Origin of the sequence: Lysinibacillus halotolerans (assembly GCF_003711845.1) — a bacterium.
Lineage (GTDB): Bacteria > Bacillota > Bacilli > Bacillales_A > Planococcaceae > Ureibacillus > Ureibacillus halotolerans.
On the sequence record NZ_RHLQ01000037.1, the window covers coordinates 1 to 13,586 of the forward strand.

Genomic DNA, 13,586 nt, shown 5'->3' on the forward strand with positions numbered 1-13,586 from the left:
AGAAAATTTGATAAAGCTCTAAATTTACACTGGCATCATAATGATGTCCAAAATTTTGTTTCAACTGTTAAGTTGAAACTGTATTTCATTAACGTTTTGTTGTTCAGTTTTCAAGGTTCATGTTGTGTCACGTTATCTTGTGACGACTTTTCTATAATACACCCGTTTATTCATGAAAGTCAACACTATTTCATAAGTTTTTTATAAGACACTATTTTCATCATTAAAATTTTGCTAAAAAGGGGAAGATTCATGATTCGCAAACTGTTGGTAACAGTAACTTTAGTGGTGATTGCAACATTATTTGTTTACCCACAAAGAGATTCAATCATTTCAGTTTTCCGTATAACAGAAGATCCATTAGTTATTTCAAAAGGTAATTATGGACAATCATTAATTGTAGAAGTTTCCTTTTCTCATGAAGGATTTGAGGAATGGCTCCAAACATTAAAACAACCTTATCCTCTGTTAATGTTGGATGCTGATTGGATAGCACGTTCACCTAAAATTGTAGAACTTATAAGGAAAAATAATATCCCAACTGGACTACTTGGAGGTAAAGGAGCTAAAGAAAATTACTCCATCGACCAATTTACCAAAGATTTAAAAGTTTATGAAAAGCATTTTGAAAACAAACCATTATGGTTTATGACAACCGATTATGAATTTCCGGAAAACTTAAAAGAAGCTGTTTATAAAGAAGAAATTAATTTACTTTCTCCTTCTAGCATTTATTCTAAAGATACTTACAAAAAATCAACTGGTCAAATTATGACTTTAAAATTACATGAGAATTCTAAACCAAACTTTGAAGAATATTCAAAACTAATTGAATCCGAAAAATTTGTTTCAATAGAGGAAAATGTTTTTGGTTATACCATTAAAACTAAAAAAATGCCGGAATAAAGAAAGGCTAAGTCCTTCCTTTAGTGGACTTAGCCTTTTTCATGTTCAATTTTTTATGCATTTGAAGATTTTTGTTGTGCTGCCATTTTTCTAGCTTTTCTACGTTCCTCCAACCTTTTACGATCTTCATCTGATTTTGCATTGTACTTTGGTAACACCAATAATTGGTATGCATTAACCGCTACTAATGGGAACAATAATAAACCGACATATGTATCAATATTCCCTTGGCGACCCATTAAAGCAATTATCCATTCTAATGAAGTTACAACAATCATGAAGAAAAGGGATGATACTAAAACATGTTTCTTTCCTGTTAATTGAATTTTTTTGATGGCTGTTGCTATCGCACCAAAAAGTAAGAAAATTAACAGCCCACCGTAAAATAACCAATCTTTAGTACTTTCTGCCTCCGGAGCAAAACGAAATACAACTAAATCCACTAAAAGAATGACGATAATTAGCATTTGAACCCAATTCCATAAAGTTAATGTACGGAAAATTCCCACTCCTACTTGATGTAAGGTTAAATATGCAAAAAATCCCGCTTGTGCAATCACACTCATTGTACATCCTAATAGTATCATCCACCCGAAAGCGGCTAAAAATTCGCCGATTTCACCTGCTACTAAATACGGTTGGAAAAAGTTCCACCGAATGATGATTCCAGCAACACCAGTAACAACACCACCAATTACCATGCACATAAAGAAAAACTTAACCCAATTTCTTATTGTCACGACTTAACGTCCCCCATTTTTTCGATATACCTTTATATTTTAACAATGCCATCTGAAAAAAGCTATTGTTGTCACAATCCATACATATTATGCGTAGGATTGTGAACAATAATGAAAAGAGAGCCTTTAAAGAAAGGACTGATAAAAGTGTTCAACCGTTTACTTTCTGTACTGTTCATTGTTATTTTACTTGCCAGCTGTAATGACGCTACTAATAACCCGACCCTTTCTTATGAAGAAATTAAAAAAATTATGATGGACTCGATTCAAACGGAAGATGGAAAAAAGGCAATACGCCAACTTTTAGAGGACCCAAGTTTCCGGGACCTTGTTGTATTGGAACACGAGGAAGTTCAAACAGCTATAAATGATACGCTATTATCTCCAGAAGCACAGGATTTCTGGAAAAAAATATTTGAAGATCCTTCTTTTAAAGAAAACCTTGCTAATAGCATGAAGGAACAACAAACAGAAATCATGAAGCAGCTAATAAAAGATTCAGCTTATCAAGAAGATTTAATTTCTTTCTTTGGACAAGCTGAAATGCAAAAGGAACTTGAAACTGTTTTAAAAAGTGCCGCGCTTCGAAAACAAATGGAAGAAGTCGTGATGGAAACAATTGAAAATCCGATGTTACAAACTAAATGGCAGGAATTAATTAAGAAAAGCGGTGAAGCAGCAGGAGCTGGTGGTGAATCCGGCGGTGGAGCTGGTGGTGGTGAATCCGGCGGCGGTGGTGGAGAAAAAGAAGGTGCAAGTGGAAGTGGCGGTGAATCCGGTAGCGGTGGTTCTTAATATAGATAAAGCGGATTGCTTTCATGCAATCCGCTTTTTTAAATCTTTTATTTGGAAAGTTTATCGACAATTTTTTGCGCAGCTTCTAAATAGATCTTACCTGTTGGATGGTCTTCTTCATAAACTGAAGGTGCGAAATCTTCGTTTGACCAATCTGGTTGTCCAAGGGGAATTTGTCCTAATAAATCTGTTCTTAATTCATCAGCAAGTTTAGGACCTCCACCTTTTCCGAATACGTATTCTCGTTCTCCAGTTGTTTTCGATTCAAACCATGCCATGTTTTCGATAACCCCTAAAATATCATGGTTTGTTTGTAACGCCATAGCTCCCGCACGTGCTGCTACGAAGGCAGCTGTTGGGTGTGGTGTTGTTACAATAATTTCTTTTGATGACGGTAACATTTGGTGAATATCTAATGCCACATCACCAGTTCCAGGAGGTAAATCTAATAATAAGTAATCAATGTCTCCCCATTCTACATCACGGAAGAATTGGTCTAATACTTTTCCAAGCATCGGTCCACGCCATACAATTGGTGCATTATTTTCAACGAAGAATCCCATTGAAATCACTTTTACCCCTTTACGTTCTACAGGGTAAATACGGTCTTCTTTTACTACAGGCATATCTTGAATTCCCATCATATCAGGTACACTGAAACCATAAATATCCGCATCGATCAAACCAACTTTTTTGCCAAGTCGAGCTAACGCTACAGCTAAGTTTACAGATACTGTAGATTTCCCAACCCCACCTTTACCAGATGCAATGGCAATAAACTGAACTGTTGATAGCGGTGACAATATATCGTGGACTTCCGCTTCTGTAGCTTGACCACGGAAGCTATCTAAAACTTCCGGTGATAATTCTTCAAAACGAATCCCTACAGAACTTGCGCCAGCCTCTTTTAAAAGCTCTACAATTTTCATTTGTAATTGCATTTGTTCTGGCGTATTTGTTTTAGCAATGGCTACTTTAACACTTACATGATTTTTCTCTTCTTTAATGGATACGTTTGTAATACCATTTGTTTCTGCAAACGTTCTATGTAAAAAAGGATCTTGTAATTGTCCTAATATTTCACGGACTTGTTGTTCATTTATCACTTGAAACACTCCCCTATATTTGCTTCCAATGTTAGTATATCATACAGCTTGTTTATTTATAGTAATTGGAATTTCCAAATCATTCGAATTCTAGATTAACGTAACTTTCTATTCCATCTACAATTGCTTTCGCCATTTTTTCTTGATAGTCTTCGCTCGATAAAAGCTCCCGTTCTTCACTATTGCTTAAGAAACCAGTTTCTACTAATACTGCTGGCACTTCCGCTTTTTTCAAAAGGTAAATTTGTTTTATCGCCAACGCTTCACGTTCAGTATTTTGTAGTGAATCTTTAATTGTTGTTTGAATCGATTTAGCTAACAGCTCACTATTAGGATGTCCATCTTTATGATAAAAAACTTGAGCTCCTCGCCACTTCTCCTCAGGAATCGCATTGGCATGAATTGTTACAAAAATATCAGGTTTGTTGGACTTTACTAAATTAGACCGTAAAAAAATGTCTTGCTTCTTTCTTTCTCGTAATGTTGAAAACTCTTCACTTGGTGCATGTTCCTCCAAAGCATCGCCATCTGTCGAACGAGTTAGAACAACTTCGGCTCCTAAACGCTTTAGTTGCTTTGCCACTTTTTGAGTTATGGCAAGAGTTACATCCTTTTCAACTACTTCCCCTGATGATGCACCTCCATCAATCCCACCATGTCCAGCATCGAGAACAATCTTCACCCCACCTAATGGTTCTGGTAAAAAGAAACTGCGGTCTGAAGCGCTTGTCTCATACACGACCAGACCTAAACAACCTAATAAGATAACACCTAGTGCAATCCATCGTTTCAAACTTTGACACCGCCTTTTGCATCCTTTTGCACTACTATACGCTGAAATTTGGACTTGTATGCTCAAACTTTCAAATAGCTTTTGAAAAGTAAGAGACTTCACTATAAAAATGAACCTTTTCCGAAATATAAAAAACTGACCAACTTCTAAAAAAGTTGGACAGTCCGATAGTTCTTTATGCTTGCACTTGCAATTGATGTTGCAAAGTAGCATAAAATCCTTTTTTCTCCATTAAAGAATCATGATTCCCGTGTTCGATAATTGAACCATCTTTAATGACTAAAATTTGATCTGCATTTTCAATTGTTTTTAAACGGTGGGCAATGACAAAGCTTGTACGACCTTGCATTAAATTGTTTAACCCCTTTTGAATTTGAACTTCCGTCATTGTATCGACACTAGAAGTTGCTTCATCCAAAATTAATATATCTGGATCTTCTAAAATGGCACGAGCAATGGCAATTAATTGGCGCTGTCCTTGACTTAAGTTCATACCACCGGAAACTAGCATCGTCTCATAACCCATCGGTAAATATTTTATAAAATTATGGGCGTAAGCAATTTTGGCAGCTTGCTCTACTTCTTCATCGGTAGCGCTAAGCTTTCCATAGCGAATGTTTTCTCGAACGGTACCTGAAAATAAATACGTATCTTGTAATACGACCCCGATATGGTCACGTAAGTTTTCCATTTTATATTGTTGGATGTTTTGACCGTCTATTAAAATTTCTCCGCTATTTACTTCATAAAAACGATTCAACAACTGGATAATTGTTGTTTTTCCTGAACCTGTAGGACCAACTAATGCGATCGTTTCTCCTGCCTTTGCATGGAATGAAATTTGATGAAGTACAGGTTTGTCCTTTTGATAATAAAATTGAACTTGACGGAACTCCACATCCCCTACAAATTTGCTTTTAGCAATCGCATTTGGACTATCTGCCACTTCATCTTGTTGTTCTAAAATTTCAAATACCCGCTCTGCTCCGGCAATGGCAGATTGGAATGTATTAAACAAGTTCGATAGTTGATTTATAGGACGGAAAAATTGTCTTGTATATGTTACAAATGACGCAATGATACCGATGGAAACGAGACTATTACTTAATGCCAAAATGGCACCAACCCCGATTACTAAACCGATTCCTAGGTTATTAATAAAGTTGTTCGTCGGTCCTAGCAACCCAGATATGATCTCTGCTTTTAACGCTGAACTGCGTAGTTTTTCATTCGCTTCTTTAAATTGAGCAATCGTTTGCTCTTCCTTTCCAAAAATCGTTGTAATATTGGAATTGGAAATCGTCTCTTCGATAAACCCATTTAATTTTCCTAAATCTCTTTGTCGTTCCTTGTAGTTTTTACTACTACGCTTAATAATTTGTTTCGTCGACCATAAAATAAACGGAATAACCATTAACGTTACAAGGGCCAATACCCAGTTTAAATAAAACATCGCAATAGCTGTTCCAGCTACATTTAAAATGGTAGAAATAATTTGAATGACACTTTGGGATAGAGCCGCATTTAAATTCTCTATATCATTGGTCATTCGACTCATTAAATCTCCTTGCTGACGTTTGTCAAAAAAGGATAAAGGAAGGGACTGGAATTTCTCAAACAAATGTTGACGAAGTTGTCGAATCGTTTGTTGGGAAACTCGAATCATGACAAAGGTTTGTAGCCAAGTAAATAGGGCACCAACGATATAAATCCCGGTAAGTAACAATATCATTCGAATCGTGCCACTTAAATCTTCTTTTAAAATATATTCATCAATAATGATCCCAATCAAAAGCGGTCCTAACAACCCTAATAAAGTAGAAAAAATAACGAAAATAACCGCGCTTATCATTCCGATTCGTTGATATTTTAAATAGGACCATATCCGTTTAATCGTTCCTTTTTGATCCTTTGGTTTTTCAGCGGGTCCATTAAATCTCGGTCCTGGGTGTCTTCCAATTGGAGGTGGTCCGGCTTGTCTTCCAGATGATTTATTCATTTAGCGTCCCTCCTCTTACAACTTGAGTCGACACAATTTCTTGATAAGCTTCATTTGTTGCAATCAATTGTTCATGCGTCCCTTTCCCAACGATACAACCATCATCCAATACTAAAATTGTATCGGCATGACGTATAGAGGAAATTTTTGAAGAGACAATAAACTTTGTACTCTCTTTAAAATGATTGGCAATGGCCTGTTGAATTCTCTTTTCTGAAATACTATCTACAGCAGAAGTCGTATCATCAAGAATTAAAATTGCAGGCTTTCGAATAAATGCCCTTGCCATTGCTAAACGCTGCTTTTGTCCACCCGATAAGTTCGTCGCTCCTTGTGTGATAAAATGTTGCTCCTTATCATCGAACTTTTCAACAAATTCCAATGCACAAGATGATTCTAAAGCTTCTATTAGTTCTTCTAAAGTTGCTTCATCTCGCCCATATTTCACATTCTCTTCAATTGTTTTTGAAAATAATGTAGCCTTTTGGGGAGCAAATCCAATCGCTTTACGTAACGTTGACAAATCATATTCGGCAATTGGTTTACCATCAATCCTTACAACACCTTGATCCGCATCAAATAATCTCGGTATTAGCTGAACAATTGTAGATTTTCCACTACCAGTCATCCCAATAATCCCGATTGTGTCACCGGGTTTTGCCCGGAACGATATATTTTTTAACACTGGTTCATTGTTTTTGTTATAGGCGAAACTAACATTTTCAAACGTCACTTCCCCTTTAATAGAAGAAATGATTGGGTTTGATATATTATGAATTTCAGGCTTTTCCTCTAACACTTCTACTATACGATTGGCACTTGGAATTGCCCGGGCAATTTGCATTAACACATTGGATGAACTCATAAGCCCACCCATAATCATCATTAAATAGTTAATGAATGCTAAAATCATCCCTACTTCAATCGTGTCGTTTTCCACTTTAATGGCACCTAACCATAAAGCAAGAATAATTCCTATGTTCACGACAAAAGCCGTTAAAGGCATTAAAATTCCGATGATTTGGTCGGCATGGATATTCCGTTTCATCAATGTCCCATTTACAGTCGTAAATTGGTCGATTTGATGTTTTTTACGATTATATGCTTTGATTACACGAATTCCCGCCAAGTTTTCCTGTACCTTTGTGTTCACCCCATCAACTGCTTCTTGGACTTTTAAAAACAATTTTCCGGATAATTTAGTGAAAAAGAAAATGGCTAGAGCTAAAATTGGCACGACGAATAATAATATTGGAAAAAGCTCTCGTGCAGTGATAAAAACAATGACAATTGCACCGATAAAGGTTAACGGTCCACGAACAAAAACTTTCAATAGCATTAATAAAGCCCTTTGCAGCATTTCTACATCGCTTGTAATATTCGTGATTAATTTCCCCAATGTAAAACGGTCCTTATTACTATTAGAAAAGTAAGTAATTGTTTCATATAGATCTTGTCGAATATCCGTAGCAAAATTAATCGCCGTCTTTGACGCATAAATGCCGCAACCGACTCCACCTAATAAACCTACGACCGCGCATAAAACCATGAATATAAACATTTTAATGACATACGGTTTATCATTATCTGCAATACCATTATCAATAATATGTTGCATAATCGTTGGTTGGATTAAATCCATCGATACCTCAATTACCATCATGATTGGCGCAATAATGGCAAATAATAAATAAGGCTTTATGTATTTTGTTAGCTTAAACACTGACTGCATCTACGTATGCGCCTTCTTTCCATTACATTCTATTTGTCATACTACTTCTAAATTGAAGAGGGCGCAATAAAAAGCCGAAGAAAACAGTCTAACTTTTTCACGTCTTTTTAGTCATATGCTACTATAGATATAAAAGAAAAAACGGAGGTATTATATGAAGTTGCGAGTATCTGCTGTTCAATATCATCTACATACAATTGAGTCCTTTGAAGACTTCGCACACCAAAGCGAACACTATATTAAAGCAGCATTAGAATTTGAAACAGAATTTATTTTATTCCCGGAATTTTTTACAACCCAACTTCTTTCTATTAAAGGAGAAAATGGGAGAGCGTTAACGATTAATGACCTGCCTTCCTTTACCGAACAATACGAATCGTTATTCTCTCAGCTAGCGAAAAAATATAATGTCCATATTATCGCAGGTACACATGTGATCAATGTCGATGGTAAGTTGCGTAATACAGCCCATCTGTTTTATCCAGATGGGAAAATCAAAACCCAAGCTAAACTTCATATTACGCCTACTGAAGTTGATGAATGGAACATGTCACCTGGAGAAGGTCTGGAAGTATTTGAAACGGAAAAGGGTACGATTGCAATTTTAACTTGTTACGATATTGAGTTTCCTGAAATTGTGCGAATGGCAAAGGCAAAGGGAGTAGATGTCATTTTCTGCCCATCCTGCACAGATGACCGTCATGGATTCCACCGTGTTCGTTATACAAGCCATGCCCGCGCTATTGAAAACCAAGTGTATGTCATCTTAACAGGTACTGTCGGTGCATTGCCTACTGTTGATTTTATGAGGGCAAATTTCGGCCAAGCAGCTATTATTACACCAAATGATGTTCCTTTCCCTCCAAAAGGACTGTTAGCAGAGGGAGAAATTAATCATGATATGTTAGTAACCGCGGATTTAGATTTAGACCTTCTTTATCAAGTTCGGGAAAAGGGATCTGTAACAACTTGGCGTGACCGACGAGTAGACTTATATCCTGATTGGGAAAAATAAAATCGTTCCAGGGGGGAATGTTGAATGTATCGAAATGAACAATGGCTTTTCGATAATGGGAAACCTGTTAAAATAATTGTTCGAAATTATACAAAAGAAGATTTTGATGAATTAATTGATATTCAAGCTGAATGTTTTCCACCCCCTTTTCCATCGGCATTATGGTGGAATAAGGAACAATTAACGAATCATGTTTCATTATTTCCAGATGGGGCATTATGTATTGAAATGAATGGAAAAGTTGTTAGCTCGATGACCGGTGTCTGCATCAACTTCGACCCTTCACATCCATCCCACACATGGGCAGAAGCGACCGACGACGGGTATATTAGAAATCATGACCAAAAGGGAAATACCCTTTATATAGTAGATATCAGTGTTCGTCCTTCATTTCGCTCTCTCGGATTAGGGAAAATAATGATGCAAGCGATGTATCAAGTAGTAGTGGAAAAAGGATTCGAACGTCTTTTAGGTGGTGGTCGTATGCCTAATTACTATAAATATGCAGATCTATACTCTGCCAATGAATATGTAGAGCGCGTTGTAAATGGAGAAATCCATGACCCGGTTATTTCCTTTTTATTACGGTGCGGACGTCTCCCAATCGCGGTCGTGGAAAACTATTTAGAAGATGAAGAATCCCTTCATTATGGTGTATTAATGGAGTGGAAAAACCCCTTTAAACAATTGAATTGAAATAACAGAAAAGGCTCTTTTCCTTATGTGGAAAGTGCCTCTTCTTTTCATTATTGTTGCTTTTCACTTAAATTTTCTTGAGCCATTTTCACCAATTCTTTAACCATATTACCGCCTAATCTACCGCCAACTTTCCCTGCTTCTTCCGATGTCAGTTTTCCGTTATACCCTTCTTTTAAAGGTACACCCACTTCTTCAGCAATTTCAAACTTCGCTCGTTCTGGATCACTCGTTCCAGCAACTTTCGCTTTAAGTTGGTCAAGTCCTTGACGGGCTTCTGGGACTAATATTTTATTACGATTCCTTCGTGCCATTTCATTCCCTCCTTTATTTTTATCTTGTCCCGAAATTGGTTAAACATGTTGTTAGGTTTATGAAAAAAGAAAAAACCCTCAATCATTCAACGTTGAGAGTTTTCGTTTCTGTATTATTTAGATGTATTTGTTAATTTTAAATTAAACGCATCTACAATTGTTTTTGATGCTTCTTCTACCGGTATTTTCTTAACAAAATGGCCTCTAGTTAACAATCTAGCTTCACCATCTTTATCACAAGTAATGAGGGTTAAAATGGTCTCTCCCTCTATATCGTTAATGACATCTACCTCTGTTGCTTCAATTCTTCTTTGCTCGTCTATTTGATATTCATAAACGTATTTCAAATCGGTTAAATAAACGGCTGCTCCCATTTCCACTTCATATAGCGGACTAAAAAGCAAATCTTTCCGTGTCATATGGTGTCCAGCTAAAGCATAGTTGTCTTCGCCCATTACTTGATCCTCTTCCATCGTCCCCGCAGTTAAAGCTAAAGTATAACGGGAAGTCCCTTTTCCTATTGGCAAATTCATTTTCACACTTGGAATACTTATTGCGCCAATGACCATTATTTCATCTCTATTGAAATTCGCTTCTAACACCGTTTGTAAATCTAATTCTGATGCCTCTCCAAAGTCGAAAGTGGTATTTTTATTGTTATTTTTTTTCAAATCACTTGCACTTAAATCATCGATTCCCAATGAGTCGATTCCTATTGAAACAAGCCAATTTTCAATCGGACCTCGGAATACTAATAAAATTCCAATAAATAGAAACATCAAAAGAATTATATTTTTTATTATTTTGAGTTTCTTTTTATTTTCCTTCATATTTTTCTCCTTACGTAAAAAAAGATTCCTTTTTATTTACATATATTAAATGATATAAAATCGTTTACCTATTAGTCCAACTTTTATATGTAAAATCTCATTAAAAACCCTATATTCTAAAAATAGCACCTAAAGTACTTACCTTTAGGTGCTATTTCATTATCAGTATCAAATCCCGCTTGTAATATAAAATCAATTAAAAATTCTCCCCTTTCAATTGTTAACTCTTGTATTTTTTCATTCTGATCTTTCTCAGTAAAATACAGGTTGACTGCCACGTAACCAGTTAGTGTAACTGCAAAGGTGACTGGTATAAATATTGAAGATAAGTAATAACAATAGTTTAGAGCGACCGATTCCCCCTTCCATTCATTCCTATATGAATTTTCTCACTACTCTATCGAATCTTAATATAAAATTCTTATAAAACACTTAAATTTTAGAAAATAAACCGATAATTATCTCAAAATTTTACACATTACTCATTATCTATTTCGACAGTTGCAGGATTTGTTTTTTGTTCTATCTTCTCTTCCTGAATAGCATCCTTTTCCCCTTTTGTTTGGCTTGATTTTTCAGATTCATCAGCCTTACAAGCTGTCATCAGAAGTATTAGACATATAGAAACAATGAGCATAAGTCTTCTACGCAACAAACCATCACCTCCTTTCAAAATACAAAAATTTTTAGAAGAACAAATTTAAATATGTTATTTAACTTCTTTTATATTTCCCGCTCTTAAAGAAACAACTGAATTTGCATATAAAATATTTCTAATTTAAAAAAATAATTGGGAGTATTTTAACATGTATCCCAATATTAGTTTTTCCGTATACAAATAAACAAGATAATTTCGTCCTATTTTTACAAAATCATACATTTATTGATTTAATGAAAACCTCTTCCAGGTCGATTCTGGAAAAGGGAGTAACAGAGTTCATCTTTATTCATTTTTCATTTGCTTTGATTTCTGCGAAAAATTGATAAAAGCGGGAATGATTAAATATAAGGCATAGGCAAAAGATATTCAAACGGTGAAGGCAATGACTTGCGAATCATCTAATTTCGAAAAAATAGAATGATAGTTTGCTAAGGAAAAAGAGTCGAGAATTAGTCCAATCACGGTACCCATAATTCCAAATCGTAATGGGGAATTCTCTGATCAATCAAATTTAGAGTATACGTATGTGACTCCCATAATAAAGCCCCTGTACCAATAAGTAATAAAATTGTGCTAATTAAAAAACCATTTGTTCCCGGACTAAAGAGAACGTACTCTCCAAAAAAGACAAAGAACATAATAGCACAAATCCATACTAAACACCCCAAATTGCCGCTATATAAAAGCTTTTCATTTATTTTTCACTTCATATTAAATTCGTACTGTTCACCATTAAAACTTCTATAACAGTAAAATATTTCCTTCCCTCCCTAGTTAATTCGCAAAAGTTTTTATCCCGCACAGTTCACATTTCCAAATAAACAATTCAAATTTTTTCCTCATAACTTTTAGAAGAAGAAGGAATACAAACTTTTTTGTGGAATTTATAAAAGAAGGAAGAAATTACTTATTAGTAACTTCCGATTTTAATTTGAAGGAGGATGAATATGATTCAAAAACCGTTACAAGTCAGATTAATTCCCTACACTATTGATTCGATTGTAGAAACGACAAACGAAACGCCAAAAGGGATCGATTTAATTCAAGCATCTACGATTTGGGAAGCTAGTAAGCATGGGGAAGGTATTGTAGTTGCAGTGATTGATACTGGTATTGAAACCGATCATCCAGACCTCAAAGATCAAATTATCGATGGGCGAAATTTCACTTCTGATTATGATGGAGAGCCTACTATATTCGAAGATAACAATGGACACGGAACCCATGTATCTGGAACAATTGCCGCTAGTTTGAATGATGATGGCGTTGTTGGTGTTGCCCCTAAGGCAAAAATTTTAAGTTTAAAAGCATTAACTGGAGATGGCTCTGGCGAATATGAGTGGATTATTAATGCCATTAATTATGCAGTTGAGTGGCGTGGACCTCAAGATGAGCGCGTCCGTGTTATCTCAATGTCACTCGGTGGGCCTGAAGATGTTCCAGAATTACATGAAGCGATTAAAAACGCCGTTAGTCAAAATGTCTCTGTTGTTGTTGCAGCAGGAAACGAAGGCGATAATCGCGAAGACACATTCGAGTATTCCTATCCTGGAAAATACAATGAAGTCATTCAAGTTGGAGCTGTAGATAATAACTTAGCACTTGCTCCATTTACAAATAACAATGAAGAAATCGATTTAGTTGCTCCTGGAGTAGAAGTGATTTCTACTTACTTAGGACAGAAATACGCCTCTCTTTCCGGTACTTCAATGGCTACTCCTCATATCGCTGGGGCTATAGCTCTGCTTATTAATTTAAGCGAAAAAGAGTTTGGTCGACCTTTCAGTGAAACTGAAATATATGCCCAGCTTGTTAAACGCACTCTACCGTTAGGTAATCTTAAAACTTCTGAAGGTAATGGTTTCATCCTACTTAATTTAGTGGAAAAAATTCATGAAATTATGAATGCAGCCCGTATTTAATTTTCCCATCTGGAAGTATATACGGATTCAAAAGCCCAATTTCCTTGAGAAATTGGGCTTTTCCTGTAATTGAGTGA

The 13,586-nt window shown here is 35.8% G+C and carries 13 protein-coding genes; 5 read left to right on the plus strand and 8 right to left on the minus strand.

Going from position 1 to position 13,586, the window contains the following annotated elements; genetic code table 11:
* Nucleotides 1-252: 252 nt before the first annotated feature.
* Nucleotides 253-906, plus strand: a complete 654-nt coding sequence (locus EC501_RS13420; protein WP_122972817.1) for a hypothetical protein — start codon at nucleotides 253-255, stop codon at nucleotides 904-906.
* Between the two features lie 53 nt (nucleotides 907-959).
* Here the strand turns inward: EC501_RS13420 and EC501_RS13425 are convergent, their stop codons facing one another.
* Nucleotides 960-1,646, minus strand: coding sequence for a KinB-signaling pathway activation protein (locus tag EC501_RS13425; RefSeq protein WP_122972818.1), 687 nt, complete (start codon nucleotides 1,644-1,646; stop codon nucleotides 960-962).
* A gap of 111 nt (nucleotides 1,647-1,757) precedes the next feature.
* Between EC501_RS13425 and gerD the strand changes: the two genes are divergently transcribed.
* Entirely contained in the window at nucleotides 1,758-2,441 is a 684-nt protein-coding gene (gerD, locus tag EC501_RS13430; RefSeq protein ID WP_158599715.1) for a spore germination lipoprotein GerD, read from the plus strand.
* Between the two features lie 47 nt (nucleotides 2,442-2,488).
* Here the strand turns inward: gerD and EC501_RS13440 are convergent, their stop codons facing one another.
* The 4 genes from EC501_RS13440 to EC501_RS13455 all read right to left on the minus strand — a co-directional run bounded on the left by EC501_RS13440 (nucleotide 2,489) and on the right by EC501_RS13455 (nucleotide 8,071).
* Nucleotides 2,489-3,547 (minus strand): Mrp/NBP35 family ATP-binding protein, encoded by a 1,059-nt coding sequence (locus EC501_RS13440; protein WP_122972819.1) that lies wholly within the window; start codon nucleotides 3,545-3,547, stop codon nucleotides 2,489-2,491.
* A 79-nt stretch (nucleotides 3,548-3,626) separates the two neighbouring features.
* On the minus strand, nucleotides 3,627-4,340 hold the full coding sequence (locus EC501_RS13445) for an N-acetylmuramoyl-L-alanine amidase (protein WP_122972820.1): 714 nt from the start codon (nucleotides 4,338-4,340) through the stop codon (nucleotides 3,627-3,629).
* Nucleotides 4,341-4,515: 175 nt separating this feature from the next.
* Entirely contained in the window at nucleotides 4,516-6,339 is a 1,824-nt protein-coding gene (locus EC501_RS13450) for an ABC transporter ATP-binding protein (RefSeq protein ID WP_122972821.1), read from the minus strand.
* Nucleotides 6,332-8,071: an ABC transporter ATP-binding protein gene (locus EC501_RS13455; protein WP_122972822.1), complete on the minus strand. Its 1,740-nt coding sequence runs from the start codon at nucleotides 8,069-8,071 to the stop codon at nucleotides 6,332-6,334. The genes EC501_RS13450 and EC501_RS13455 overlap by 8 nt, the downstream gene beginning before the upstream one ends.
* A 154-nt stretch (nucleotides 8,072-8,225) precedes the next feature.
* Between EC501_RS13455 and EC501_RS13460 the strand changes: the two genes are divergently transcribed.
* Nucleotides 8,226-9,086 carry a carbon-nitrogen hydrolase family protein gene (locus EC501_RS13460; RefSeq protein ID WP_122972823.1) on the plus strand — a complete coding sequence of 287 codons (861 nt, stop codon included), beginning with the start codon at nucleotides 8,226-8,228 and terminating at the stop codon, nucleotides 9,084-9,086.
* 24 nt (nucleotides 9,087-9,110) lie between these two features.
* Nucleotides 9,111-9,782 (plus strand): GNAT family N-acetyltransferase, encoded by a 672-nt coding sequence (locus EC501_RS13465; protein WP_122972824.1) that lies wholly within the window; start codon nucleotides 9,111-9,113, stop codon nucleotides 9,780-9,782.
* Nucleotides 9,783-9,832: 50 nt separating this feature from the next.
* Here the strand turns inward: EC501_RS13465 and EC501_RS13470 are convergent, their stop codons facing one another.
* The 3 genes from EC501_RS13470 to EC501_RS18410 form a co-directional block, all read right to left on the minus strand.
* Nucleotides 9,833-10,096: an alpha/beta-type small acid-soluble spore protein gene (locus tag EC501_RS13470; RefSeq protein ID WP_122972825.1), complete on the minus strand. Its 264-nt coding sequence runs from the start codon at nucleotides 10,094-10,096 to the stop codon at nucleotides 9,833-9,835.
* Nucleotides 10,097-10,209: 113 nt separating this feature from the next.
* Nucleotides 10,210-10,926 carry a class A sortase gene (locus EC501_RS13475; protein ID WP_122972826.1) on the minus strand — a complete coding sequence of 239 codons (717 nt, stop codon included), beginning with the start codon at nucleotides 10,924-10,926 and terminating at the stop codon, nucleotides 10,210-10,212.
* A gap of 478 nt (nucleotides 10,927-11,404) precedes the next feature.
* A complete protein-coding gene (locus EC501_RS18410) occupies nucleotides 11,405-11,578 on the minus strand; it encodes a hypothetical protein (protein WP_158599716.1) in 174 nt (57 codons plus the stop codon).
* Between the two features lie 956 nt (nucleotides 11,579-12,534).
* On the opposite strand from EC501_RS18410, the gene EC501_RS13480 reads away from it, so the two are divergent.
* Nucleotides 12,535-13,509 carry a S8 family peptidase gene (locus EC501_RS13480; RefSeq protein WP_122972827.1) on the plus strand — a complete coding sequence of 325 codons (975 nt, stop codon included), beginning with the start codon at nucleotides 12,535-12,537 and terminating at the stop codon, nucleotides 13,507-13,509.
* The last annotated feature ends 77 nt before the right edge of the window (nucleotides 13,510-13,586 follow it).